This window comes from Hahella sp. NBU794, from assembly GCF_050749805.1.
Classification (GTDB): domain Bacteria; phylum Pseudomonadota; class Gammaproteobacteria; order Pseudomonadales; family Oleiphilaceae; genus Hahella.
In genome coordinates this window covers 2,188,404-2,213,898 of sequence record NZ_CP192738.1, presented here as the reverse complement: position 1 = coordinate 2,213,898, position 25,495 = coordinate 2,188,404, and the positions used below count along the sequence as shown (strand labels likewise).

Annotated in this window: 20 protein-coding genes, 3 tRNA genes and 1 pseudogene; 9 read left to right on the top strand and 15 right to left on the bottom strand. The window is 50.4% G+C overall.

The window, feature by feature from the left end; genetic code table 11:
- Window positions 1-159: 159 nt before the first annotated feature.
- Window positions 160-621, bottom strand: coding sequence for a methylglyoxal synthase (locus ACQYWX_RS09940; protein ID WP_216739060.1), 462 nt, complete (start codon window positions 619-621; stop codon window positions 160-162).
- A 117-nt stretch (window positions 622-738) separates the two neighbouring features.
- Between ACQYWX_RS09940 and ACQYWX_RS09935 the strand changes: the two genes are divergently transcribed.
- The 4 genes from ACQYWX_RS09935 to ACQYWX_RS09920 all read left to right on the top strand — a co-directional run bounded on the left by ACQYWX_RS09935 (window position 739) and on the right by ACQYWX_RS09920 (window position 4,990).
- Window positions 739-1,287, top strand: a complete 549-nt coding sequence (locus tag ACQYWX_RS09935; RefSeq protein ID WP_431688654.1) for a hypothetical protein — start codon at window positions 739-741, stop codon at window positions 1,285-1,287.
- Between the two features lie 152 nt (window positions 1,288-1,439).
- A complete protein-coding gene (locus tag ACQYWX_RS09930; protein WP_431688653.1) occupies window positions 1,440-2,783 on the top strand; it encodes a PEGA domain-containing protein in 1,344 nt (447 codons plus the stop codon).
- A 63-nt stretch (window positions 2,784-2,846) separates the two neighbouring features.
- Window positions 2,847-3,986, top strand: coding sequence for a response regulator (locus ACQYWX_RS09925; protein ID WP_431688652.1), 1,140 nt, complete (start codon window positions 2,847-2,849; stop codon window positions 3,984-3,986).
- A gap of 239 nt (window positions 3,987-4,225) precedes the next feature.
- A complete protein-coding gene (locus ACQYWX_RS09920) occupies window positions 4,226-4,990 on the top strand; it encodes a 6-carboxytetrahydropterin synthase (RefSeq protein ID WP_216740325.1) in 765 nt (254 codons plus the stop codon).
- Between the two features lie 28 nt (window positions 4,991-5,018).
- Here the strand turns inward: ACQYWX_RS09920 and ACQYWX_RS09915 are convergent, their stop codons facing one another.
- The gene (locus ACQYWX_RS09915) at window positions 5,019-6,893 is read right to left on the bottom strand and encodes an MFS transporter (protein WP_431688651.1); all 1,875 of its coding nucleotides are present in this window, start codon (window positions 6,891-6,893) and stop codon (window positions 5,019-5,021) included.
- 387 nt (window positions 6,894-7,280) lie between these two features.
- Here ACQYWX_RS09915 and ACQYWX_RS09910 point away from each other — a divergent pair, with 387 nt between their 5' ends.
- Complete coding sequence (locus ACQYWX_RS09910; protein WP_431688650.1) at window positions 7,281-7,712, top strand: hypothetical protein; 432 nt, start codon at window positions 7,281-7,283, stop codon at window positions 7,710-7,712.
- Window positions 7,713-7,733: 21 nt separating this feature from the next.
- Here the strand turns inward: ACQYWX_RS09910 and ACQYWX_RS09905 are convergent, their stop codons facing one another.
- The 8 genes from ACQYWX_RS09905 to ACQYWX_RS09870 all read right to left on the bottom strand — a co-directional run bounded on the left by ACQYWX_RS09905 (window position 7,734) and on the right by ACQYWX_RS09870 (window position 17,400).
- On the bottom strand, window positions 7,734-9,023 hold the full coding sequence (locus ACQYWX_RS09905; protein WP_431688649.1) for a hypothetical protein: 1,290 nt from the start codon (window positions 9,021-9,023) through the stop codon (window positions 7,734-7,736).
- 116 nt (window positions 9,024-9,139) lie between these two features.
- Window positions 9,140-9,215, bottom strand: a tRNA-Glu gene (locus ACQYWX_RS09900).
- Window positions 9,216-9,223: 8 nt separating this feature from the next.
- Window positions 9,224-9,299, bottom strand: a tRNA-Ala gene (locus ACQYWX_RS09895).
- 67 nt (window positions 9,300-9,366) lie between these two features.
- Window positions 9,367-10,872, bottom strand: a complete 1,506-nt coding sequence (gene gltX, locus ACQYWX_RS09890; protein ID WP_431688648.1) for a glutamate--tRNA ligase — start codon at window positions 10,870-10,872, stop codon at window positions 9,367-9,369.
- Between the two features lie 128 nt (window positions 10,873-11,000).
- Window positions 11,001-13,475: a bifunctional diguanylate cyclase/phosphodiesterase gene (locus ACQYWX_RS09885; protein ID WP_431688647.1), complete on the bottom strand. Its 2,475-nt coding sequence runs from the start codon at window positions 13,473-13,475 to the stop codon at window positions 11,001-11,003.
- A 15-nt stretch (window positions 13,476-13,490) separates the two neighbouring features.
- Window positions 13,491-14,429, bottom strand: coding sequence for a polyamine ABC transporter substrate-binding protein (locus tag ACQYWX_RS09880; RefSeq protein WP_253938754.1), 939 nt, complete (start codon window positions 14,427-14,429; stop codon window positions 13,491-13,493).
- 624 nt (window positions 14,430-15,053) lie between these two features.
- The gene (locus ACQYWX_RS09875) at window positions 15,054-15,665 is read right to left on the bottom strand and encodes a DUF1439 domain-containing protein (RefSeq protein ID WP_216740332.1); all 612 of its coding nucleotides are present in this window, start codon (window positions 15,663-15,665) and stop codon (window positions 15,054-15,056) included.
- 82 nt (window positions 15,666-15,747) lie between these two features.
- Window positions 15,748-17,400, bottom strand: a complete 1,653-nt coding sequence (locus tag ACQYWX_RS09870) for a diguanylate cyclase (protein ID WP_216740333.1) — start codon at window positions 17,398-17,400, stop codon at window positions 15,748-15,750.
- A gap of 126 nt (window positions 17,401-17,526) precedes the next feature.
- Here ACQYWX_RS09870 and elbB point away from each other — a divergent pair, with 126 nt between their 5' ends.
- From elbB to ACQYWX_RS09850, 4 genes and pseudogenes are all read left to right on the top strand, one after another.
- Window positions 17,527-18,183, top strand: coding sequence for an isoprenoid biosynthesis glyoxalase ElbB (elbB, locus tag ACQYWX_RS09865; protein WP_431688646.1), 657 nt, complete (start codon window positions 17,527-17,529; stop codon window positions 18,181-18,183).
- Between the two features lie 152 nt (window positions 18,184-18,335).
- On the top strand, window positions 18,336-18,755 hold the full coding sequence (locus ACQYWX_RS09860) for a hypothetical protein (RefSeq protein ID WP_431688645.1): 420 nt from the start codon (window positions 18,336-18,338) through the stop codon (window positions 18,753-18,755).
- Between the two features lie 120 nt (window positions 18,756-18,875).
- Window positions 18,876-20,101: pseudogene (locus tag ACQYWX_RS09855) on the top strand (IS3 family transposase).
- Window positions 20,102-20,563: 462 nt separating this feature from the next.
- Window positions 20,564-20,776 (top strand): hypothetical protein, encoded by a 213-nt coding sequence (locus ACQYWX_RS09850; protein ID WP_431688644.1) that lies wholly within the window; start codon window positions 20,564-20,566, stop codon window positions 20,774-20,776.
- 397 nt (window positions 20,777-21,173) lie between these two features.
- On the opposite strand, the gene ACQYWX_RS09845 is transcribed toward ACQYWX_RS09850, so the two are convergent.
- The 5 genes from ACQYWX_RS09845 to pheS form a co-directional block, all read right to left on the bottom strand.
- Window positions 21,174-21,250, bottom strand: a tRNA-Pro gene (locus tag ACQYWX_RS09845).
- 103 nt (window positions 21,251-21,353) lie between these two features.
- Window positions 21,354-21,710, bottom strand: coding sequence for a MerR family transcriptional regulator (locus tag ACQYWX_RS09840; RefSeq protein WP_011398340.1), 357 nt, complete (start codon window positions 21,708-21,710; stop codon window positions 21,354-21,356).
- Window positions 21,691-21,993 carry an integration host factor subunit alpha gene (ihfA, locus tag ACQYWX_RS09835; protein ID WP_011398341.1) on the bottom strand — a complete coding sequence of 101 codons (303 nt, stop codon included), beginning with the start codon at window positions 21,991-21,993 and terminating at the stop codon, window positions 21,691-21,693. Before ihfA ends, ACQYWX_RS09840 begins: the two co-directional genes overlap by 20 nt.
- Window positions 21,994-21,995: 2 nt before the next feature.
- Window positions 21,996-24,368 (bottom strand): phenylalanine--tRNA ligase subunit beta, encoded by a 2,373-nt coding sequence (gene pheT, locus ACQYWX_RS09830; protein ID WP_431688643.1) that lies wholly within the window; start codon window positions 24,366-24,368, stop codon window positions 21,996-21,998.
- A gap of 56 nt (window positions 24,369-24,424) precedes the next feature.
- Window positions 24,425-25,420, bottom strand: a complete 996-nt coding sequence (gene pheS, locus ACQYWX_RS09825; RefSeq protein WP_216737060.1) for a phenylalanine--tRNA ligase subunit alpha — start codon at window positions 25,418-25,420, stop codon at window positions 24,425-24,427.
- Window positions 25,421-25,495: the final 75 nt, after the last annotated feature.

Sequence of the window (25,495 nt, the reverse complement as noted above, 5' to 3'; positions counted from 1 at the left end):
TTCCTTGCGCCGCTCTCATGAAGGCTGCCGATACGCTCAAAACCGCGCCTACAGAGAACGACAATTGAAACAAGTGTAACAGAGAGAACAGATATTTACCGAATACCGTACCCGACATATCTTTCTATCTCCTCGATTGCGCACTCCTATGGCAGGCAATCATTTATTGGGAACATCGCGGTTGAGATAGGAGTCGAAATCCGGGCGCTGCGGCAGAAATTCTTCAAACAGGTTTGAGTTGACCAAAAAGTCAGCAGTCGCCGAATTGCAGGCGCTGGGCACATTCCACAAGGTCGCTAAACGCAGCAGCGCCTTGATATCGGGGTCGTGCGGCATCGGCTCCAACGGGTCCCAGAAGAATATCAGCAAATCAACTTTTCCCTCTGAGATCAAAGCGCCTATCTGCTGGTCTCCACCAAGTGGACCGCTATGGCAGCGCCTGACATCTACTCCCGTTTTTTCAGCAATTAATTTTCCCGTCGTCCCCGTCGCGTAGACTGTACATTTGTTCAGTTTAACGCTATTTTTTTCCACCCAGGCGATCAGGTCGGCCTTTTTGTTATCGTGAGCGATAAGAGCGACACTGGTGACGCCCTTGGGGCGATTTACTTGATCTGTCATGTAGTTACATCCACTATTTCAGACTTTATTCTATACATGCTAAAACGCTGACATCGGCAGATCGGATGTAGCTTTTTATACGAATATGTCAGAACCCAAAGGCAAAGACCAGACTCTATGACAAGCGAAAACAACAACGAAACGCCGACCGGCGAGTCTCCAGCTCCAGCTCCAGCTCCAGCTCCAGCTCCAGCTCCAGCTCCAGCTCCAGCTCCAGCTCCAGCTCCAGCTCCAGCTCCAGCTCCAGCTCCAGTAGAGATTGAAGCCTATTGGGTGGAACGCAAGCGTTATTTGAATGAAATCAAGAAAATCCCGGAGCTGCGCACCCGTTATTTGAAGTCAGCGCTCATTTACTTACTACGGCGCTTTCTATGGTCATTTACGTTCTTTCCTGTATTCATCGCATTCTGGGTGCCTTTGGTGCTGTCCCGCTTCAATCCCGTAGCAATGGTTCAGGACATTCTTCCCAGCTTGCAATCATTCGTGGAGGCCAACCCACAAAGTCAGGCGGCGACTATAGAAACTTTATTTATCGCATGGTTTTCAATCGGCTTCACCTTCGCAGTTTTTGACTTCATACTTACGCCCTTTAAAAGCCCTTACGAATATGAGGCGGATGTCCACATGCGCGCTTGGGAGGAGTTGCAAACTCGCAACAAAACTTAACAAGGACAGATATTTAGCGTGAGCCAATACCAACAGCAATGTGACACTATATGCATTTAATAGAAGCCGTGACCTATTTGGTTACAATCAGCCGGATTAGGGGCTAAGATGAATTACAAATTACACATGGGTTGGTAGGCAAGGTAGTAATAATGGTCGATCTGAGACCACTTTTATTTATCAATGCGCTTGTCCTGATGCTGCTGGTGACCGCCGGCTTCGCCCATAGGCAAGATATCAACATACCGGCGCTGGCGGATACCTTATCCCCCGCGACCGAGCGCAGGGCAGGCGATATTAAAACTACCGATTACGGCACGCCTATCGGCAGTGCGGATCTCAGCGCCCAGCTGGAAAGTTTCCGTTCTACCGAAAACGCGCCGGGGGAATCGCTGGAAGAGGCCATCCTGTTCGTCGATCAGTTAACGCCGGAACAACAGCAGGCGCTTGAAGATGCGGAAAACGGCGCGCTACTGGCGTCAGCGGACGCAGACCAGACGCTCTCCTTACCACAGCAAATTGTTGCGAAAGAAACCCAACAGTCGCCCTCCCCCACTATGTCGGAAACCGGCAAGCTGTTTATCCGTTCGAATGTCGCCAATGACAATGTCCTCATTAATGGAAAGCCCTACGGCGCCAGCGCCGTTGAAGTAGAGTTGCCGGCAGGCGAATACGAGATAGAGGTCAGCAAAGAAGGCTATAAAACCTTTCGTAATAAAATCGACCTCACCCGAGGCGACTCTCGCACCATCAGCGTGACGCTGGATCGCATCACGGTTGTGGAATACAAAGATGGCGTCTGGAAGCATGGCGTGGTAACTGGCGAAGGAACCTATGTCGGCAAAGACGGCTCCCGCTATCAGGGAGAGTTCGTCAACAAGCTGTTCCATGGCAAAGGCCTGCTGAAAATGGCCAACGGTGCGGAATACAACGGGGAGTGGTATGAAGGCCGCAAGCACGGACACGGCTCTTTCAAGCAGCCAAACGGCGACCTGTATGTCGGCGATTTTAGGGACGACCAGTTCAATGGCGAAGGTACGCTGACGCTGAAAAGCGGTGATATCTATACAGGTTACTGGGTTGATGGAAAGCTGAACGGCGAAGGCACGCTGACCGGCAAAAACGGTATGCTCTTTGTTGGCGGTTTTTCCGAAAGCAAATATCACGGCTCCGGTTCGTTAACCTATCCGGACGGAACTCATTACGAGGGAGGCTTCGCCAACGGGCAGTTCCAGGGCAAAGGGGAACTCATCTACGCGGACGGAAAAAAGTACACCGGACAGTTCTTTGAAGGGAAGTTTCATGGACAGGGGGAGTTACTGAACCCCAATGGCAGTAAGATCAGCGGTACATTTAAATTCGGTAAACCATATGGACTGGCGACGCTGACGACGCCGGAGGGCGAAATATTTACAGCCCGCAGCAGTAACCCCGGCGTTTGCTATCGCCTGAAAAGTTATAGAGCAACTCAATGCCCGCCTTTAGAAGGCTGGTAACAAACACCCAAAGTCAGCTATGTTAGCCCGCTGTGACGGTGACATTGGTATTTGAGGTACACCATGACAATTAAAACTGCGTTACTCGTTGACGACTCCAAAGTAGCAAGGTTTGCGCTCAGCAAGCTACTTGAAAACGTCAGCATGAACGTAAATCTGGCCGGCTCTGCGGAGGAAGCGCTCGATTATCTGAGCAAGAACTCGCCGCCCGACGTGATATTTATGGATCACTTGATGCCGGGTATGAACGGAGTGGAAGCCTCCAAGGCGATCAAATCCAATCCGGATACCGCCGCCATTCCGATCATTATGTGCACGTCGAAAAAGTCCAAGGAGTTCGAGGACGCAGCCAAGCGCTTCGGCATTTACAACATTCTCACCAAGCCGCCGCAAACCGATGGCTTGCACAGCATTCTGGAGCAGCTTAACCGGGATATTGAAGCCGGCAGTCTAGCTTCAGCGCCTATCGATCTGACCGCCATGGATTTCGCCTTCAGCGACCATGACGTAGATGATACGGAGGAAACTGCCGTTACGAACGTCAAGGCCAAAGAAGAGCAGCCACCCTCGCCTCATGACGCCTTGCCCGTAAACGGAAAAGCCTTCAGCCTGCCAATAGAAATGATCGAGCAGGTCGCGCGTTCTACAGTGAAAACCAGTTTGAACACGCGCGTTCACGAACTATTAAGCGACCTGTTCGATGAACAGTACGCCCACCTCAAGCGCTTGTCGGAAGAACTACAAAACAGACATGATGAGCGTATAGAAACTTTTTATAGCCGCATTGAAAACCAGATTACAACCAGCTTCGCCGCACTCAAAGAAGAGGTGTCCGCTGAGCTGGCCAGAGAAATCAGCCAAGAGCTGAATGAAATCAAGGAAGAGCTTAAAAACGCCGCGCCGGCGGCCTCCGCCACAGGCTCTTCTCCCGCCATCACTCAGAAGCAATTGGATGAGCTGAAGGACCACATGACGACAGTGCAGTCCATTGACACTGAGTTCTGGCAAACCCTGCAGGCGGAAGCCATCCAACAAGCGCATGATATCTCCCGGGAAACAGCGGAAGACATCGCTCAACGCACTATTGAGCTGTACGCGGAATCGCAGCGTAGCGCCAGTAATAAAGCTTATATGATTGCTTTATCGATCAGTATCGGCGTATTCGCCGCAGGCGTCGCCTTTATCTCCGGCATATTCGGCTGATTACTCTCCTGCCATCTCCCGCCCCCCATTGATTGTTTGGCGAGGCGGGGGAAGCCCCAGGAAAATACTCAACTTTACTGGACTTACACGCTTTTAAGCGATATAACGCAGCATTAATTTCGCACACATAGCTCATTTTATAGCCACCCCTTATGAATCGTCTGTTTGTTGATCACCTTACCGTCCTTGATTTTTCTTACCTTCACCCTCTCCGCGGCATCGTTGGAGAAAGCTGGATTATGGATATTGAGCTTTCCGGCGACCTGGACGAACAAGGCATGGTGTTCGATTTTGGCGACGTCAAAAAAATCCTTCGCCAGGCTGCGGAGGATATGATCGATCACAAGTTGGTGGTGCCTCAGGATCTGCTGGACATGAATGTCGAGCAAAAAGGCGAGCGCATTGAAGTCAGTTGCGGCTTTCCCGGCGACGCACAGTTTCACATCTCCTGCCCTACTGACGCCATCGCCGCCCTGCCCCTGACAGAAATCGATATCGAGTCAGTGGAGCCTCTATTGACCAAGCACCTGCAAAGCGTGGTGCCGGACAATGTGAAAAAGGTGAAAATCCGCCTGCGTGAAGAAAACATTCAAGGCGCTTACTACCACTACACTCATGGATTGAAAAAGCACGCCGGTAACTGCCAGCGCATTGCTCACGGCCACCGCTCCAAGCTAGAAATATTTGCAGACGGACAGCGCAGCCAGCTCACCGAGTATCAATGGGCCAAGAAATGGAAAGATATCTATATCGGTAGCTGGGAAGATGTCGCCCAAGAAGAGACTATCAATGGCGTTGAGCACATTCGCTTTAAATACGCCGCCTCACAGGGTGACTTTGAGCTACTAATGCCGAAGAAGCGCGTATATATGATTGATACTGATTCCACTGTTGAGTGGATCGCTGAACATATTGCGCAGACTCTGAAAAAGCAGCGCCCGCAAAACTGGTTTACTGTGCGAGCGTACGAGGGCGTAAAAAAAGGCGCTATCGCCGAACGTTAGCGCCTCTATATCGAAAAAGCGGAGCGGGCTAAGCCCACTCCCCTCTCAAAGCCTTAACTTTTTCCTCCAGTGCATCCGATCTGACTTTTTCCGGCTCCCAGCTTGCATCCGCTACCAGCTCGACTTTCGACCAGAAGCGCCGTGGCAGTTTAGCCAACGCCATGCCATCTTTATGGCTGAAGAATGAGCCCCACAACCCTCGTAGCGCCATTGGCGTTACAGGCACAGGGTTGCGCTGAATAATTAGTTCAATCCCCTTTCTGAACGCATCAATATCTCCCGTCTTTGTCAGGCGCCCCTCAGGGAAGATACAAATCACTTCGCCATTCTCCAGCGCTTCGCTAATCGCCTCGAAAGCGCGGTGATAGGTATCCGGATCTCTCTTTTCGGAAGTGATGGGGATGGTGCGCGCAAGCTTGAAAAACCAATGCAGTCCCGGCATTTCGTAAATACCTTTATCCATGACAAAACGCACAGGTCTGCGCACAGCGCCGCCGATCAGCATTGCGTCAACATAACTGACATGGTTGCACACCAACACAACAGGCCCTTCCTCTGGAATATTACTCAAACCTCGATGCGTAACCCGATACATCGTGTGACCCAAAAGCCATATGCAAAAGCGCAATGCAAATTCCGGCACTTGCTTGAATATATACACGGCGACAACGGCGTTCATGATCGCCAGCACCAGGAAGTATTCGGGAATGCTCAACCCTATGAGTGTTAAGAAAACAATGGCGAAGGCTGCGCTGAACACCATAAAAATAGCGTTCATGACATTATTCAACGCAATGACCTGCGCCCGTTTCTTTTCTTCTGAGCGCTCCTGAATCAATGCATACAAGGGCACAATATAAAAGCCGCCAAACAAACCTATAAACAATAGATCCAATAACACGCCATAACCGGAGGGATCAGCCAGAAATTCTCCAAACGTTCGTAGCTCTAAAGCATTAACGGCAGGCGTCGCAAAGTAGAGATGGGCGCCAAACAGGGTAAGCCCCAGTGAACCGATAGGCACCAGTCCAAGCTCCACTTTGCCGTCCGACAATTTACTGCACAGCAGCGATCCCGCCGCAACGCCGATAGAAAACAACGTCAATAGCCCCGTAGCGACGGCAGGATTCCCCAATAAATATTCTTTGGTGAAAAGATTGAATTGAGTCAGGTAGCTCGCCCCCAAAAACCAGAACCAGCTAATAGCCATCACCGAGAGAAACACTGCGCGGTTGCCTTTCACGTCACGCACGGTTCCCATGGTCTCGGTAATCGGGTTCCAATTAATTCTTAGCTGCGGGTTGACCGAATCCGCCTGCGATATCGAACGACTGGCGACATATCCAGCGATCGCACAGACAATAATGCCGCCGGCGATCAGATTTACGCCCCCCTCACGGCTAAACAAAACGCCAGCGAGGATAGTGCCGAACAATATCGCCAGAAAGGTGCCCATTTCCACCAGCGCATTTCCAGCCAGCAGCTCTTCGTGCTTCAAATGCTGCGGGAGAATGGAGTATTTCACTGGACCAAACGCTGCAGACTGCACCCCCATCATAAACAACAAAAACAACAGTAGAACTTTGGACTCAGTAATAAAAGCAAAGGCGGCCAGCGACATGAGCGCAATTTCCACCAATTTGATGATCCGAATTAACTTTCCCTTCTCGAACTTATCTGCGAGCTGGCCCGCCAGGGGTGAAAACAGGAAAAACGGAAGGATAAACAAACCCGCCGCCACATTTACCAGCGTTGCGCTTTCTTCTTCGCTCAGCTTGTATGCAAACAGCAGTAAGATACCCTGCTTGAAAAGGTTGTCGTTAAAAGCTCCAAACGCCTGCGTCAAGAAATACGGCAGAAAACGAATGGAGCCGAGCAGATTAAACACGCCTTTATTAGCCATGAAGGAACTCCGCAAGGGCGAAACGCAATCGGATAGCAAGCCGCTATCCAGCGAATTTTTATAACATTTTGTTTTAGCGAAGATTAGCAGCAGCGCTTCTGGTACGCCATGCAACATTCGGCGGGTTGCGAATAATTGCCCACCGAGTATCGATATCCGCATCATCCTATTAATACATAGACTTGTTACAACCTTCAGAAACCAAGTCTATTCCAGTATCGCTCGTATCTCTAAGAGCAACAGGCGCTTCGGGAGCGTTCTCCAAGCCCTTACATTCTGTAATTTTTTGTTGAGAAACAATTCGTTACCGAAATAAACAGAATCCCGTCACAGGCTTAGTTTAAACTCCATCGCAAAATTAGGAGCTGGTATAAGGCGGTACCTACAGTGAAGTCCATGTCATTTGCAGGATTTGCATCAATTTTATCTGCTTGCGTACGTAATAAATCCTTACCCATATTCACAGGCATTTTCTTTCTGACAACTTTGGTAACCGGTTGTGGAGGAGGCGGAGGTTCATCCAGCTCTACAGATAATGGCGCATACGTATTCTGGGATGCCCCAACCACTCGAGAAGATGGTTCGCCTTTGGCGCTTTCAGAAATTGATAGTTATCGTGTTTATCACAGCTTTACGCCAGCAAGCTCAGAGAAGAGTATAAAGGGCGATAAATGGAGCTCTATTCAAATGTCCGCCACTTCCGACTCATACTATTTTGACAACCTCAAGCCAGGCGAACACTACTTTGCAGTCACAGTGGTAGACACTGACGGCTTTGAAAGCGAGCCCTCAAAGATTCTTCCCAAGACAGTTCGCTAACCAGTTTTACACACCTTCCCCTTAGTCCTTGTGTAAGCGCCGCTGAAGTTTCCGGCGCTCTTCTTCCATTCGCGCTAATAGCTGCTCAAGCGGTGATTTAAATTTCACTGTTGCCGGAGCCATCGCTTCCAAATATTGCTTCTGCCGCTCTCTAAGCTCATTTAGCTTAGCAAGCACACTCTGCATGCCGAGCACAAAGCTTGAGCTTTGTGCATCATCTGAGGGCGCCTGAGCGCCTTCTAAATTAAGCTCAGCACGAGCATCTTCAATTACTTCTGCAGAAAAGGGTCTCATACTGGCTGGAGCGGAGTGCGCAAGGTCAATTTCCTGCACGGTGCGCACATCGCCATTTTCCATCAACATTATGCCCGTGGACTTAGTGCGCCCAAGCACCCGACCATAATCACCCACCAATTCAAACGAGTCCGGCGTCGAGCCCAAATATATCGCGCCGACACCGACCTCCTTCAGGGACAATAGCTGCCTATCACCATTCTCAGAAGCCGCCCAAACGCGCAATTGGGAAAAGACAGGATCAGATTCGTCAATCCAACGATTGCCGTCCGCATCATAACGAGAGAGGTCACCAAGACCATCGCCACTGTAGGCACCGAACATTTCACCGCCATTATTAATTTTTCCATCGCCATTTACGTCCAGCACCAAGTAGCCACTGCCAACGCCCAACTCAGCAATATCTTCCTGCCGCCCGTCTCCATTCAGGTCAAAACTGAAGGATGTATTACGCAGCGTCGCAGTCTCCGCACCAAAATTCAGCACCAACGGATCAGTCATCACTCTTGCGCTGACCAAAAGGTTAGATTGGCTTTCAACGACACTCGCACGCTCACGATTAAGATATAAAGTGAACGCAATCTCCCTACCATCTTCCAGGTTGATCACACCGGAAGAAACGGTTGTGGAGCTTTGTGACTCAGAAACAAAGGAATAGCGACTGAATGCAACAACGGCCTCGCCCGCGAGCGATACGCCACCTGTCGCCCCACCTGCGATCACCTGTACCGCCTCCTCTCCCTGCAACCCAACCTGAATAATCTGCGATAAGGCCGAACTCCTATCCAGCACTTCTGTCTGACCATCGCCAGAAAGCACCCTGGAGTACACCTGAGCGCTTTCAGATTGATTGGCGTCGTAGTTGAAATAAGATTGTCGCTGACCAAGCAAATAAGAACCGGAAGTATCTACTGGCGAAGATTGCGAGGAGACAAACAAAAGACGTTCGCGCTCCAGCGTTTTTTCCTGCGAAACACTCTGATTGGTCAACTGAATGGAAGAGGATTGGATCTGCATGAAGCCTCCGCCCAACAAACTGCAGTCGCTAGCAGGTTATCGGCGGTGGTGAGAAAAACTTCAGCCTCGAAAGCATAAAAAAACCCTCATATCTTTCGATATGAGGGTTTTCGATTTGGCGTCCCCTAGGGGATTCGAACCCCTGTTACCGCCGTGAAAGGGCGGTGTCCTAGGCCTCTAGACGAAGGGGACTAGAAACTTGGTGGAGCCAGACGGGATCGAACCGTCGACCTCAACGCTGCCAGCGTTGCGCTCTCCCAGCTGAGCTATGGCCCCGTGTCACAACGGAGGCGTATGTTAGAGAGATCTCCCCATTGAGTCAAGCGTTACCTTTGAAAAAATTCTAATTTTTTTCAGCAGTGTCGATAGCGGCTGAAATTTGAGCGAACTCTTTCTCCGCCGCCTTCAGCCCCTTCTTGGACAGCCCGCCCAATACTTCCAGCGCAAACCGCAGTCTGGCGCGGGTCATATCAGGCCCCAGAGCTTCCATTGAGTCCACGACTGACCAAGAATTTGGCGTGCCTGCGATGGACACGAAAATCGGCATCATGAAGTCGCCCATTTTCACACTCATCGCTTTGCTGAGCGCTTTCAGGTCAGCAAAGATATTCTCTTTGGTCCAATGGCGTTGTGCTTCCAGTCGCCACAGTGAATATTGCAGCACTTTCTTGAGCTGCTCAGCCTCCAGCTTGGAGGCGGCGAAATCTTCCTCTTTAATCGGCAAATAGCCGCTGAACATGAAGGCCGCCAACGGAGCCACATCGGACATTGTTTCCGCTCTGCTTTGCACATGAGGAATCATCTTGGCGGCGTAGTCATTATTGTATGACCAGTGCACCAAACGCTCCAGGAACTGAGTTTCGCTCAGATTCTCTCTCATCCAGAGCCCATTCAGCCAACGTAGTTTCACTACGTCAAAAACCGGTCCGCCAAGGGAAACGCGCTTAATGTCGAAATTCTCGATCATTTGGCTCAGCGTGAATTTTTCGCTCTCGTCAGGCATGGACCAACCCATCCGGCCCAGATAATTAAGCAGCGCCTCCGGCATCACGCCCAAACGCTCATAGAAATTGATGCTGGTTGGGTTCTTGCGCTTGCTTAGCTTGGTTTTATCCGGGTTGCGCAGTAACGGCATATGGCACAGCGTTGGCATTTCCCAGCCAAAATATTTGTACAACAGCATGTGCTTAGGCGCCGAGTTGATCCACTCTTCACCGCGAATAACGTGGGTGATTTCCATCAGATGGTCATCCACCACATTGGCCAGGTGATATGTCGGCATGCCGTCGGATTTCAATAGAATCTGGCAGTCGACCTGCCCCCAATCGATTTCAATATCGCCACGCAGCATGTCTTTCACAACGCACACGCCTTCATCCGGTACTTTCATCCGGATAACGTGCGGCTCGCCAGCAGCCAGACGACGCTTCACTTCATCTTCGGGCAATTCAAGATCGCCTTTTATGCCCGGGGGCAAACCTTGCGCTTTCCGCTCTTCGCGAATGACATCCAACTCTTCCGGCGTGCGGAAGCAATAGTATGCGTGTCCTTTAGCAACCAATTCTTCAGCATAAGCGCGATAACTGTCTTTTCTTTCGCTTTGACGATAAGGCGCATGAGGACCGCCGACATCCGGCCCCTCATCCCATTCCAGCCCCAACCATCTCAAAGCGCTCAGAATGTCTTGTTCCGATTCTGTCGTACTGCGAGTCTGATCAGTATCTTCAATACGCAGAATGAATTTACCGCCGTGCTGACGAGCGAAGCACAAATTGAAAAGCGCAATATAAGCGGTTCCTACGTGAGGATCGCCGGTGGGAGATGGTGCAATACGGGTTCTTACCGTCATGGTAGCAGTTACCTGTTTTATATCTCAGTGAATCGGGCCCGATTTCAGGCCATAGCAAAGTGAACAGGCATTATAAACATGGCGACAGCGACTGCACACACCCTGAGGAAGGTTAGTCGGGGAAGAAACTAAACTCTTACACCGCCACGCTCGCCAGTAGGCAGGTCAAAAATTTTAATGCGGTAATCCACCCTCACGTCATCAACAGGAACCGCTTCTGAAAGGTAATGTCCTTGCGCCTGATCAGCGCCGACGGTAAGCGCCTGCTCCACTTGCGCCCGACTCTCCACGCCCTGCACCACCACCTTCAGCTCAAGACTACGCGCCAGATCGCAGATCGCCTTCAGGACAACCGGGCTTTCTTTATCCACATACAGTTCCTGCATGAAGTTTGGCGAGACTTTCAACGTATCAATAGGCGCACGACGCAACGCCGACAAAGAGGAATCCCCAGAGCCAAAATCATCCAGCGCCACAGACACTCCGCGCTCACGCAATCGATTCAAGAGAATTAAGGCGTCCTTGTTTTCCGCTTTTAGCAAGTCCTCGGTAATCTCCAGTTCGAGCGTCTCTCCTGGCAGACCGTAACGCTCCAGGCAATTACTGATTTCGCTAAGTACTTCGTTCATCCTTAAGTGATGCGGAGAAAGATTAAATGATACGGTCACGTCATTACCGACGCTTTGCTGCAGACTCTTTATCGCGCTGCAAACGGCCTCAAGTAACTGTTTGCCCAGCTCAATAAGGTGGCCGGATTCTTCCGCCACAGAAATAAACTGTTCAGGGAGCAATATACCCAGCCGCGGATGATTCCATCGAGCCATCGCCTCAAACTCCGTGGCGACGCCGGTCCTTAAATTAACGCGAGGTTGAAGGTGCACCGTAAATTCTTTTACGATCAGGCCATCCTGAATATCTCGCTCCAACTGCAACCGTTTCTCTGCAGAAGTGTTGAGGGCATGCGTAAAGAATCGGAAGCATGCCCCACCCGCTTGCTTGGCTTCGTACATGGCCAAGTCCGCACTTTTCAACAGCAGCTCTGGTGTCTGCCCGTCCACCGGATATAAGGCGATACCGATACTAACCGACATGGATACGCTGTGCTCATCCAAGGTAAAAGGATGATCAAATGCAGCAAGAATTCGGGAGGCGACCAATGAAACCTGATGCGCTTTACGGATATCTCTCAGCAGCACGGTGAATTCATCGCCGCCGGTACGCACCAACACTCTGTCCATATCGCCAAATTCCGTCATCACCTGTCGCGCCACTTCATCGGAAAGCCGCAGGCTGGCGCTGATTCGGTCAGCCACCTGTCGGAACAACTCATCGCCCACTTTGGAACCATAAGTTTCATTGACGCGCTTGAAGTGGTCGATATCGATAAACAGCACCGCCAACGCCTGATCCTGCCTGCGAGTATAACTGACCGCTTTTTCCAGAATGCCGGAAAAGGCGGTGCGATTAGGTAAGCCCGTCAGCGGATCTAAATTCGACAGGCCCTTCACACGCTCAATTTGCCCACGCTGGGTTGAGGCCATTTCCTCAAACTCCGCGCTGAGACGACTTAGCTCATCATTACCGTCGAACACCCATGCGATTTCAGCGCCACTGCGAAATGCCGCGATTTGACGCTGGAGGCGATTAATCGGCTCCAGCAGCAGCTTGTTTAGCTTCGAATAAATCAACAAAAACGCCACGATAACCACAATCACTACAAACCAGCCCAAGGCAATCAGGATTGGCGTCACCATTCGGTCCACTACCTCCTCGGTGACGATACCGGTAATAAAAAGCTGCTCATTAACGCGATAGAAGCCGCCAAGGTAATCCTGATCCCCCAGAGTAAATCCTCTCAATCGTCCTATGCCTGAGGTAATAATCTGCTTTACCAGAGGGGCCCATAGCTTCAGTTCCTTATCGTTAAGAAAGTAAGATGCTCCCTGGGGATCACTGACCACAACATACCCTTCAGGATTATTCAGCTTTTTGCGCAACATCTGCATCACATCCTCGATCCGCATCACTACCAGAAGATAGCCTTTGGTCAGATCCGTCGTGCCGAGATACTCCACCGCCTCGTTGCGATGATCTATTCGTTGCGCCTGCACATATTCGATGTACCCGCCCTCTTCCACGAAAAACAATTGCTCCGCGTAGCTCGGGCGCTGGGCCGCTACTCGCTCAATAAAATCGTGGTATTTAGGCGGAGCTTTGGGGTCTTCCGCATCCCTTGAGTCAATACTGCCATCCGGTAATAACAGGGCAATATCGACATATGAAGGAAAGGCTTTACGGTAGTCAGCGAACAACCCCAGCAATGCGGGCTGCATGACTTTGTAGCGCACCGTATCAGGGAGATTCAGGTAGCGGCGAATAATGTCATTGGAGACGAACAACTCCAGATTGGCGCGTGCGGAGCTAAAATCCTTGTTGAGCTCATCACGCCCACTGCGCAAAGAGAGATCAAGCTGATGCTCCAGTATGCGCATGGTGTTCTCGCGAATATAAAGGTACGAAAGACTGCCGAACATAAGCAGCGGCAATACGATGAAAGGCAGGACAAATAGAAAGATGCGCGCTCTTAACTGCAGTTTTAGCATGGCGGCGTATCCATTCTAGCGCTTAATAGAACGAAACATCTGGTTGCGCAACTTTAACACCTCCGGCGAAATGACTTTGTAAGTATCCGCCTTATCCATCACGTTTTTAGGCGGGTAAATATCAGGGTTTTCCAGATGCTCCTTTGACAACTTGGAGGCCGTCGCTTTATTCGCCGACGCATAGTGCAGAAACTCAGACAGCTTGGCGGCGTTTTCCGGGCGCAGCAAAAAGTCGATAAACTGATGCGCCTCCTCTTTATGTTGGCTTTTTTTGACAACGCCAATGTAGTCCACCCACAAATTAGTGCCCTCAGCCGGCGCCACGAACGCCACTCTTGGGTCCAATTCGTGCAGACCTACCGCATCTCCGTTGTACATCATGGCCATTACAATATGGCCTTTGATCAGTTCAGAGTTCTCATCAATAAGCGGATAGGCGTAACCCGCCACATAAGGCTTCTGCTGTTCCAGCAGCACGCCAGCCGCTTCAACCTGAGCGAGGTCCGTCGCATTCATGGAATATCCCAACGCCACTAACGCCATTCCAAATGCGTCGGCGGAATCGTCGATCACCATGATTTTTTGTCGCAGACTATGATGGGGTTTAAAAAAGTCCCGCCAACTGGAGGGCGGCTGCGGAAGCTTGTCACTTCGGTAGGCGATGCCGATGGTTCCCCACAACAGGGGCACACCAAAGCCCTCCACCTCTCCAAACTTTCTCATCCAATGCTCATCCACATTGGATAGATGGGGCAATAGCTCCGGCTGTAACGCATCAATCCATTCTGGAATCACATATTCCCGCATAGACGCGCCGGCGCTGATAATCAAATCAAGCCCAACGCCCTGGGTTTCCGCCAGCAACGCTTGCTTGCTTTCATCAGAGGAGTAATAAAGTTCCCGCACCTGAACCCCCGTTTCCTTTTGAAAGGCGTCCAGTAACTCAGGAGGCATGTAATTCGCCCAGTTATACAAAACCAGCTCGACACTATCCGCTCCCCTTACCGCGGAAGGATAGAGAAGGCTAACCCCCCATATGGTCAACCATAGAATCAGGCGATGCTCCATGTCGGCGGTGTCTATCAGTTGTCCGATATCCGTGTTTTTGCACTACGCCGGGGATATGACGGTATTTGCCGGAAGCCCTGGCCACTCTCTTTGAGATTAGCAGAAGCCCCGGATATAGAAAGAAAAAAGCCGGGTGACTCTCATCACCCGGCTTCTTTAAAAGATTCTTCCATTAGGCCTTGAATTCAGCGACCCATTCGCCGTTAACGTCAGGCCAGCATTGAACCAGCAGCACTGTGTTGGCTGCTATGAACGCGTCCAGTGCGCCATAAGATGCAAAACGTCTAATCACAGCTGGTACCTATTTCATTAATACAACTTTACTTCTTTTGCCACCCGGTTAAAGAGCCCGGCATGGCTCGACTTCCTGACGACGATCAGCCAATCACCGACAAGTAAAGATGAAGTTTAGTCATATCTATAGGAATAAAAATCCGAGAATCTCCGTATCCTAAAGGGTATACAGGGATTCGCGGGTATTCGAGACAGAGAGCCTGGCGACATCGCCCGCTATAAGCGGAACCTCACCATATCGTCTTCGACCGTAATTTCTCGCACAGCGCCAACAATTTTACTTGCAATACCAACGGGCTCTTTCAACTTATAGACAGGATAAGCCCCATAATATGCATTCAGCCAATCGCTAATACTGCTCCACAAAGGCTTGCGAACGCCCTCAGGCACGAAACGATTAATAAAGCGAGACTCGACATTCAGCACTTTAATGTTATCCAGATACAGAGCGCCTGAATCCGCCTCCCATCGTATCGCCGCACTTCCAGTAATTCGGAGCGGCTCCTCAATACCAACGCCCAAAATTCGGGTGGACAACATCGGCTCAGCATCCAACATGACATATCCGCCTTTATCGCCCAACAAAGCAATATTCAGTCGCTGCAGGTCCAGTTGCGCCTGTACGGACAGGCTTTGGCGCATAAGGTCCGGCAGGATGCCACCCAGTCCACCCAAGTCTTCCGGCGCACGGACCTGCACATTGATAATGCCTTGGATAGGGAGCTGCTTGTTAATACTGCCCTGAATTTCCGCTTCTTTTACCGTAAATGAATCGCAGCCGGATAAAACGAAGCTCAGAGCAGACGAAAGCTGTGCAGCAAAACGCATAAAAGATCACCAAGAATTCGAGATAACGTTGGAAACGGAGTCAAGCGCTTAATATAACGCCTAGGTGCGGGTGGAAAAATGCTTAAGGATTGACTGAATTGTAGGAGCCGCTGCGCTTTAAATTGCGTAAATCCGCAGGATTGATCGCAGCGAATCGATTTCGTCCAGATTCCTTGGCTTTATATAAGGCTTCGTCCGCCAATCGAATCCACTCTTCTTTTGTCTCGTCTTCGCCAGGAGAACCAGCCGCGACGCCACAGCTTACGGACACATACTGGGCGACTTGCGAAAAATGGTGAGGGAGTTTCATTTCATAGACGCGCTTAACCAAGCGCTCAGCCACCTGCTCTCCAATATGCAGGTCAGCGCCGGGCAACACGATTAAAAACTCTTCTCCTCCATATCGGGCGACTAGATCAAGCCGCTTGTTAGCGCCTCGACGCAACGCCGAGGCGACCTCCTTGAGCACTTCATCGCCCATGTCATGACCATAGTGATCATTAAAGTCCTTAAAGTAGTCAACATCGCAGATAATAACTGCGATATCCGACTTCTGCTCCAAGGCCAGTTTCCAGCGCTCGTCCAGATATCCAATGACCGCTCGACGGTTCGCCAGCCCCGTCAACTCATCACGAAACGACATCTCACGCAGCTTTTCGCTTTGCTCCTGCAACTGACATAACAACTGATAAAACGCCCTGCCAAGCTTTCCTATTTCGTCTCTAGGCAGCTTGGGCAGATCCAGCTTTTCCAATTGCGGCTGACTTTGAACACGCCTGACATAGGCCTCCAGTCGCGCCAATGGGCGCAGCACCAGCATCAATACAAGGAAGGCGAAGATACCCAATACTGCCGTTAATAAATAGGAGGCGTAGCTCATCGCCCGGTCAAACGTCGCTGCGGTCAGATTAAAAAAATCACGGTCGGCGTTGATGCGCACCAAAATGCTAAGATCGCTCTCAATATCGGGAATCAGCGTGTAGCCCTCCAACTTGGAGTTGCTGACTTCCCGGGTATAAATAGGTTCATCCACCGTCAATCTGTCGGCGATATCGCGCAAGTCATCATTGAGCTTGGGGTCATGCATCCAAAAGACTGCGAATGGAACCCCCACCAACTGCTGCAGATTCTGTAACAACCGCCCGCGCACCAAGCGGCCAAACAACAACACGCCATTCGCCGGTCCAGTCAGGTTGGAGCGAAACACTGGCCGCACACTGACAAACATCAGCCCTGATTCAGTCCCCATAATCCCGGAATATCCCGAATACGGGTCCTTAAAATCGCCGAGCGCCACCCCCAGGATAAAACCAGGATCAGGCGGGCCGTCCAAGGGCAACTCTTTCACATACAGCGTCTCCCCGGTTTCCTGATCCCACGTCTTTCCCCAAACCACCTCGCCATTGGGCTTATAAAGCATCATCGCGTCGATCTTGAGATTAACGAATGTAGCGTCGCCGAGATTGGACTCTATGTATTCAGGGTAAGGTGATTCAACAAAGCGGTAGGTGTCGTCCCAGGCAGCCCAGTCCAAGGTATATTGATGCAGATTGGTTAATTCATGGAATAAAGCGCCGGTCACCCGGTCTATATCAAGACGGGCGCGCTGAGATTCCAAGTCCCTGGCCATTGGAGCAAAAAATACCTGCAACCCCGCCATAAAGATCATGATCAAAATCACGGCGAAGCAGACACAAATTGCTCCGAATTTGAACCAAAGCGATCTCAAATTCATGGCGGATTGTTCTGGTGAGTCTAAATTCACCATAGCATAGAAAATGCAAACCCGCCGGGCTAAAGTATGTCGGCATATATAGTTAAGACTGATTAAAGCTGAGCTGAGAAAAAGGGAGGAGTTACAATGGCTAATATTGCTGTGGTTTTGTCAGGCTGTGGGTATCTCGATGGCGCGGAGATCTACGAGTCCGTCATCACTCTTTTGGCGCTGGACAGCAACGACGCGAAATATCAGTGCTTCGCACCAGACATTAATCTGGTGCAAGTGGTGAATCACATCAGCGGAGAGCCTGTGCCGGAAGCGTCACGCAACGCATTACTGGAATCCGCCCGCCTGGCGCGCGGCGACATCAAAGAACTCTCGGAGCTAAATCCCGATGAGTTTGATGCACTGATCTTTCCCGGCGGATTCGGTGCCGCGAAAAACCTATCCACCTTCGCTGTCGATGGCGTCGACATGAAAATCCTCCCACAGGTGGAGCGAGTCGCCAAAGCCTTCGCCGAAGCTGGCAAACCAGCCGGTTATGTCTGCATCGCGCCAACCATGATTCCCCATATCTATGGAGCCGGCGTCAAATGCACCATTGGCGACAATAGAGACGTCGCTGGAGCCATTGAAAGTATGGGCGGGCAGCACGTGAACTGCGCCGTGGACGATGTAGTCGTGGATGAAGAACGTAAAGTCGTCTCCACGCCAGCCTATATGCTGGCTGGCCGGATTTCAGAAGCCGCCACAGGTATTGAAAAGCTTGTTCGACAGATTCTAACCTGGGCCGACTAATCCCCTGCTCTGCTCCCGCCGGCTTCAAACCGGCGGGTTTCCCAACCTTAAATCTCCTGCTCGACTGTCTGCAAATTAGGATGATTATTCTAATTTTTGCTTCTAGTATTTGATTCAAATTTAGCCATATAACCCGATTTCAAGGCGCTAAAATGTCGGCAAAAAACTCAAAAAACCAAATGGACCGGCTAACTACTTTAAGGGACCAGCTACAACGCCAACTGCAATCCGGCCTGAGTACGGTTGAGCAGGAAGGGAAAAAGGTCCTGAATCAACTGGGCGCAGATTTGGATAACGAAGATAAGAGTTTAAAGGCCGTCGTCGCCCGAATCAGAACCAAAAACAACACCCTCAAAGACTTCGCCCGCAACATCGACGCAGCCACCTATGACGTGCGCGGCAGAATACGCTGGAACGCAAACATGATGTCCGCCTACGCAAAAATGCAGGCCGAGAAAGCGGTGGACAAAGAAGTCAAACCAAGACTCGAAACCTACAAGAACAACCTCGAAAACAGAATCAAATATCTTCTGGACAAGGTTACCCTGTTCAAGGAAAAGATTTCACACTGAGTAAACCTCACTAGTTTAGAGCTAGAGTAAACTCAGCCCCTTCCCCAGGGGCTTTTTTTCAAAAGTTGACCCGTCCTGAATAGAGTTGACACATTCCAGCCCTAACTTTGGGAGAATGTGATGAATCAGCGAGTTAAGCGAACACAACGGGACTACACTCTGACTTTTAAACAGGCGGTGGTGGATCAGGTCGAAGGCGGAGAGCTGACTTATAAACAGGCTCAGGCCCGCTACGGTATCCAAGGCCGTTCGACGGTGCTAACGTGGTTGCGTCGATATGGCAGCCAGGACTGGAGTCCTGGCGTCACCTCCCACCGTGTGAACAGGAATCCCACCATGCCGAAGTCCCCACCAACCCCGGAACAGCGGATCAAGGAGCTTGAGGAGAAGCTGCGTCTGGCCGAACAGAAAGCTGAGTTCTTCGAAGCGATTGTCGATGTGATGGAGAAGGATTACGGGGTGTGCGTAAAAAAGCGGCCCGGCAAGTCCTCACGCAAGAACGCGGAGCCGGATTGACCGTCAGCAGGGCGTGTCGTCTCTTGGGGATTAGCCGGCAAGCTTGGTATCAGGCGGAACGAGCGCAGCGAGCCAGGGAGGATCGTGAGCAGCGGGTGGTGGACTTTGTCCGGACTGTTCGTCTCCGTCAGCCCCGGATCGGCGCTCGCAAGCTCCGGCATCTTCTCCATGAGCAGTCGGATCACACCCTTCATCTGGGGCGGGATTAACTGCTTCAGGTGCTGCGTAGCCGGCGCCTGTTGGTTCCCCGACGCCGGGCTTACCACAAGACCACGCACAGTCATCACCGCTTCCGACGTCACCCAAACCTGCTCAAGCCGGGCCCAGAGCAAGTCGTGGCCTGCCGGCCTAGCCAGATCTGGGTGGCGGATATCACCTATCTGCCGACACGCTCCGGCATGAGCTACGTGAGTCTGGTGACCGATGCTTACTCCCGTAAGGTCGTGGGTCATCATGTACATGAAAGCTTGCGCAGCGAGGATGTGGAACAGGCCTTGCGCAAGGCTCTGCGTGAACGGCCGGGGCGGCAGCCATTGACCCACCACTCCGACCGAGGTGTCCAATACTGTTGCGACAGCGACCAGAAGCTGCACCGTCAACACGGCATTCAATGTTCGATGACCGACGGGTATGACTGCTATCAGAATGCGTTGGCGGAACGGGTGAACGGGATCTTGAAAACGGAGTTCCCGCTGATGCGACCGGGGAATCTAGGGCAGGCTCGAACGATGGTTGATGAATCCGTGGATATTTATAACCGAGAGCGGCCTCATCTGGCCCTGAAATACAAAACGCCCGACGCAGTGCATCGGGCGTTTGAGACGAAATAGGTGTCAACCTATTTCAGGCCTAGACACTTCAGATAGAATCGCACCTATTAATTATACTTATTTAATGCCAATTAAAATTTTTACCATCAAGTATTTATACACTCAAAAATAGCATTATAAAAAGCGTCACTTCAGCGAACAGACAACACCCTACAATATATTTCATCACATATTAGCACTTGGAGATAATCTGAATTCATAAATAATGCGTATAGATATACAGCATGCTTTTTATCCCAAAACAAACCTGACAAACACTCAAAAATGAACTTTTTAGGCCAACCATTTACAAGCTCACAACTACCAAACTTTTATACATCCGCAACACTAGAAACAGCACGTCAACCAGCAGGTCTTCATTAAAAGTATTCCTATCAGCCAAGGGAAAACTACCAGGAGGTTTCACTCAAACTCAGCCGACTAAATACAAACATTTCCCAAATTAACTGGAGAACAACCAATATGGATAACGAACTCATTGATATGTTCGATGAAATGGGGCGATTTACTTCACAAGCGTCTGCAATAGCTGTCGCATTGTCAGCAGACTGCGAGGAAGGCGAGATATTGGGCCCCGGAATTAAAGCCAACCTATTATGGTTGCTCACAGATCGTCTTGAGGATATATCCTCTCTCAGTGAGCGTTTAATCCGCTTTTACAAAGAAAAGGCCTAATATTATCGTCTCTCAACTCATACCAAATACACCCTTATAAAAGCCAAGGTTTGTTGTTAATTGGTGAAAATTTTAACTAGCAGCAGAGCAATATATAGAGATAAGCTCTATTAGGAGTTTTCCTGCCCCCTTCTCGAGTACTATCACGAGGGGATAGTATTCGAGCCTGCGGCAAAGAGTTGCACAAAGACCGAGGAAAGGTCCCAAGCGACTGGGTGGACCTCAGAAAAAATGGTGAAGAACTACGATTCCGAACACAGCGAAATTAGGTGGATAAATGCCGTCGCAGACCTAAAAATAGCTGAAATTTAACGGGAGGTTTTGCAAATCTTTTGCAAGATTTAAAATTAACCACAAGTAAATAGTGGTGTAACTTATTGATACTAGAAAGGAAAATTGGTCGGGACGGAGTGATTTGAACACTCGACCCCTTGCACCCCATGCAAGTGCGCTACCAGGCTGCGCTACGCCCCGACTCGAAGAGGTGCGTATGATAGATAAAAACACCTCGCCCTTCAACCCCTAAAAAACTAAATAATTCAGTTTTTTACTTTGGGGTGACAGTCCTTGAAACCTACTAGGCTTCAAGGACCAACAACACTTCTTCTAACTCAATAATCATCTGACGTATGAGTTGCTTGGCCTGTGTAGCGTCTTCCTTGGTTTCGGAGCCCGCCAATTTCTGCTTGGCGCCACCGATTGTATAACCTTGGTTATATAGAAGGTCTCGGATCTGACGAATCATCAACACATCCTGGCGTTGATAATAACGGCGATTTCCGCGCCGCTTTACGGGAGCGAGTTGAGGAAACTCTTGCTCCCAATATCGCAACACGTGAGCCTTAACACTACATAGATCGCTAACTTCACCAATGGTGAAGTAGCGTTTTCCTGGAATGGGTGGGAGCTCGTCGTTATGACTGGGTTCCAGCATAAGCTTCTACTTTAGCCTTTAATTTTTGACCTGGTCTGAAAGTAACAACCCGTCTGGCGGTGATAGGAATCTCCTCACCAGTCTTAGGGTTACGGCCAGGACGCTGTTTTTTGTCCCTCAGGTCAAAATTGCCGAATCCTGACAGCTTTACTTGCTCGTTGTGGCTTAATGCATCCCTGACCTCGTCAAAGAAGGCCTCGACCATTTCCTTAGCTTCACGCTTATTGAGACCCACTTCCTGATAAAGCCGCTCAGCCATATCTGCTTTCGTTAAAGCTCCCATGACTAACTCCTCAAAGACGCACCGAAACGATTACCAAGTTCTTTCACCACGTTGTCAAATGCCTCCGTGATTTCTTCGTCGCGTAATGTTCTTTCAGGATGGCGCCACACGATACTGATGGCCAGGCTCTTCTTTTCCGCACCGACCGATTCCCCATGATATACATCGAACAGTTCGTGGTGAACACGCCATTCCCCTGCGCTCTGAGCAATCGCCAGGGCGACATCCGCGTAAGGTGTTTGTTCATCTATTACAATAGCAAGGTCTCTTCGGATCTCCGGGAAGCGGGAAACTCCTTTAAAAGAAGGCACTTGCCCGTCTGCTATTGAATTTAAGCATAGCTCAAATAAATAAAGTGGGCCATTTAAATTCAAAGTTTTAGCAATTCTGGGATGCAGTGCGCCTAACACACCGATAGGTTGCCCATCTTTCAACACTTCAGCCGTCTGTCCAGGGTGCAATGCTGGATGCTGAGCGCCTCTGAAACTCAAGTTACAGCCAGGAATTTCCAAAAGCGACTCTAGATCTCCCTTCACATCATAGAAGTCAACCGTGCGCTTTTTGCCTTCCCAGCCTTCCGGCATACTGGCGCCCATAATTAACCCCGCCAACATCGGGTCCTGTTGAATTTGGCCGTCCTTCTTAAGGAAGCGTAGGCCAGATTCAAAAAGGCGAATGCGATTTTGTTGGCGATTTTGGTTATATAGAGCAGTTTGCAATAGGCCTGCCCAGAGGGTCGTACGCATCGCAGCCATATCGCTGGCGATAGGATTCGCCAAATTAATGGTATCTTCCTCAGGAGTCAGCAGACTCAACACTTTCTGATCTACGAAAGAGTATGTAATCGCTTCCTGATAGCCTCTCGACACCAAGTGTAGTTTCAAGCGACGTAGAGATACTTTACTCTCCGGCAACGGCTTAATTCCCAACGGAGCCATCGGCTCGGTAACGGGCAGCTTGTTGTAGCCATACAACCTTGCCACTTCTTCGATCAGATCCACTTCAATACTGATATCAAAGCGATGGGTCGGGGCGCTGAAAGTCCAGCCGTCTTTAGCCACCTTGTGTACGCTAAGACCCAACCTTGCGAGCATTTCCTCTACTCTGGTGCGATCAAGGTGAACGCCAAGCAGCTCATCAACACGAGCATGGCGCAAGTCTACCAATGCTTTGGCAGGCAAGTGCTCTTTGCTACAGACTTCAGTAACCGGACCAGGTTGACCGCCCACGATCTCAAGCAACAACTCGGTGGCCCGCTCTATGGCGCGCGCCTGATGAGCGTAGTCGACACCACGCTCAAAGCGATGAGATGAGTCCGTATGCAAACCATATGAACGCGCTTTTCCAGCCAGATGCAAAGGAGCAAAGAACGCGCTTTCCAGGAATATGTCCTTGGTTTTTTCAGAAACGCCGCTATGCTCGCCCCCCATAATGCCAGCCAGGGCTAGAGGCTTTTCTTTGTCAGCAATGACTAACGTATCAGGGTTAATAGTTATTTCCTGACCGTCCAGCAGAACTAACTTTTCGCCCGGCGCAGGCATCCGAACAACGATACCGTCCGCAAGCTCGTTGAGGTCAAACGCGTGCATGGGTTGACCTAGCTCGATCATAACAAAGTTAGTGACGTCCACCACTGCGTCAATACTGCGAATTCCGCTTCGGCGCAGTTTTTCGACCATCCACTGAGGTGTAGGCGCAGACAAATCCACCCCTTTAATAACGCGCCCCACATATCGCGGGCAGGCCTCTGGAGCGTCGATACGAACAGGGAATACGTCTTCAGTGACTGCCGCCGTTTTCTTCACTTCAGGCGCATCAAAAGGAATCTTATTGAGAGCGGCCACTTCCCGCGCCATGCCCAGAATACTGAGGCAATCGCTACGGTTGGGAGTCAAATCGACATCAATAATATTGTCATCCAGCTTCAAATAGCTGCGAACGTCAGCGCCAACAGGCGCATCTGCGGCCAACGGCATTAAGCCATCGGACTTCTCCGCCAGCGTTAGCTCCTCTTCCGAGCACAACATGCCCTGGGATTCTACGCCTCGCAGCTTAGCTTTTTTAATTTTGAAGTCGCCGGACAACACAGCGCCAATTTTAGCGAACGGAACTTTCATTCCCGCCACGACATTGGGAGCGCCACATACTACCTGGAACTGCTCCTGACCATCAGAGACCTTACAGACGCGAAGCTTATCTGCATCGGGGTGGGGCTCGACTGAAAGCACCTCACCTACCACGATTCCACTAAAAGGCTTGGCTACGCGCTCGGCAGCATCTACTTCCAGGCCCGCCATAGTGATTTGCTGAACCAATGCCTCAGAGCTCAGCTGCGGATCGACCCACTCTCGTAACCAATATTCACTGAATTTCATATCACAAAGCCTATTATTAATCCTTACCGTGTTTTAAGGGGTAATCACGTCTGAGGTTAGAACTGATCAAGAAAACGCATGTCGTTTTCGAAAAACATCCGCAGATCGTTCACGCCGTACCGGAGCATCGCCAATCGCTCAACGCCCATACCAAAGGCAAACCCTGAATAGGTTTCAGAGTCCACGCCCGCCGCTTCAAACACTTTAGGATGAACCATGCCGCAGCCCATCACTTCCAACCACTTGATTGAACCGTCTTCGTTTCTTCCCCACTCAATGTCCACTTCAGCGGAAGGCTCTGTGAACGGGAAGTAAGACGGACGGAAACGTACTTCAAGGTCTTTCTCAAAGAACTCGCGCAGAAACTCAACGATTGTGCTTTTCAAGTCAGCGAAGCTGACATGCTTATCCACCATCAAACCTTCGACCTGGTGGAACATGGGCGTATGAGTCATATCCGAGTCACAACGATAAACTCTTCCGGGGCAAATCATGCGGAATGGAGGCTTGCTTGATTCCATTACCCGAATCTGCACTGGGGATGTATGCGTGCGCAGTAATGTCGTCGGATCAAAATAAAAGGTATCGTGCATGGCGCGCGCGGGATGATGAGACGGGATATTAAGGGCCTCGAAGTTATGATAGTCATCTTCGATTTCAGGTCCCTCTTCCACTGTGTATCCAGATCGCGCGAAGAAGTCCTCGATACGTAGCATCGTCCGAGTGACAGGATGGAGAGTTCCCAATGACTCTTTACGCCCGGGCAAGGTTACGTCGATTGATTCCGCAGCCAGTTTGACTGCTTCGTTTTTGCTGGAGAGCTCGCTTTTGGCTTCGTTGATAAGGTCTTGCACCAACAGCTTGGCTTCATTGATCTTTGCTCCCGCCGCAGGTCTCTCCGCAGCGTCAAGACGTCCCAGTTCTTTCAGAAGTTGGGTGATTTGCCCTTTCTTGCCAAGGTAGTCAACTCTTAGTTGTTCAAGGCTCTGCTCGCTCTCCGCCTTGGCGACGGCGTCTTTGGCGCGATCAACAATGCCTTCAAGATTCTCCATTTTTCCGCTCCGAGAAACAAAAATAGGGGAAGAGCAGCCCCTTCCCCTATCAAATATTAATCAACAAAATCAAAG

Excerpts from the sequence above, each read along its gene's own strand:
- ACQYWX_RS09880 (WP_253938754.1), bottom strand. The coding sequence starts at position 14,429 with ATGCCTCCTGAGTTACTGGACGCCTTTCAAAAGGAAACGGGGGTTCAG.
- ACQYWX_RS09850 (WP_431688644.1), top strand. The coding sequence starts at position 20,564 with ATGGATAACGAACTCATTGATATGTTCGATGAAATGGGGCGATTTACT.
- ACQYWX_RS09870 (WP_216740333.1), bottom strand. The coding sequence starts at position 17,400 with ATGAATTTGAGATCGCTTTGGTTCAAATTCGGAGCAATTTGTGTCTGC.
- elbB (WP_431688646.1), top strand. The coding sequence starts at position 17,527 with ATGGCTAATATTGCTGTGGTTTTGTCAGGCTGTGGGTATCTCGATGGC.
- ACQYWX_RS09915 (WP_431688651.1), bottom strand. The coding sequence starts at position 6,893 with ATGGCTAATAAAGGCGTGTTTAATCTGCTCGGCTCCATTCGTTTTCTG.
- ACQYWX_RS09935 (WP_431688654.1), top strand. The coding sequence starts at position 739 with ATGACAAGCGAAAACAACAACGAAACGCCGACCGGCGAGTCTCCAGCT.
- ACQYWX_RS09940 (WP_216739060.1), bottom strand. The coding sequence starts at position 621 with ATGACAGATCAAGTAAATCGCCCCAAGGGCGTCACCAGTGTCGCTCTT.
- ACQYWX_RS09925 (WP_431688652.1), top strand. The coding sequence starts at position 2,847 with ATGACAATTAAAACTGCGTTACTCGTTGACGACTCCAAAGTAGCAAGG.
- ACQYWX_RS09905 (WP_431688649.1), bottom strand. The coding sequence starts at position 9,023 with ATGCAGATCCAATCCTCTTCCATTCAGTTGACCAATCAGAGTGTTTCG.
- ACQYWX_RS09860 (WP_431688645.1), top strand. The coding sequence starts at position 18,336 with ATGTCGGCAAAAAACTCAAAAAACCAAATGGACCGGCTAACTACTTTA.
- pheS (WP_216737060.1), bottom strand. The coding sequence starts at position 25,420 with ATGGAGAATCTTGAAGGCATTGTTGATCGCGCCAAAGACGCCGTCGCC.
- pheT (WP_431688643.1), bottom strand. The coding sequence starts at position 24,368 with ATGAAATTCAGTGAATATTGGTTACGAGAGTGGGTCGATCCGCAGCTG.
- ACQYWX_RS09840 (WP_011398340.1), bottom strand. The coding sequence starts at position 21,710 with ATGCTGGAACCCAGTCATAACGACGAGCTCCCACCCATTCCAGGAAAA.
- ihfA (WP_011398341.1), bottom strand. The coding sequence starts at position 21,993 with ATGGGAGCTTTAACGAAAGCAGATATGGCTGAGCGGCTTTATCAGGAA.
- gltX (WP_431688648.1), bottom strand. The coding sequence starts at position 10,872 with ATGACGGTAAGAACCCGTATTGCACCATCTCCCACCGGCGATCCTCAC.
- ACQYWX_RS09920 (WP_216740325.1), top strand. The coding sequence starts at position 4,226 with ATGGATATTGAGCTTTCCGGCGACCTGGACGAACAAGGCATGGTGTTC.
- ACQYWX_RS09930 (WP_431688653.1), top strand. The coding sequence starts at position 1,440 with ATGGTCGATCTGAGACCACTTTTATTTATCAATGCGCTTGTCCTGATG.
- ACQYWX_RS09875 (WP_216740332.1), bottom strand. The coding sequence starts at position 15,665 with ATGCGTTTTGCTGCACAGCTTTCGTCTGCTCTGAGCTTCGTTTTATCC.
- ACQYWX_RS09885 (WP_431688647.1), bottom strand. The coding sequence starts at position 13,475 with ATGCTAAAACTGCAGTTAAGAGCGCGCATCTTTCTATTTGTCCTGCCT.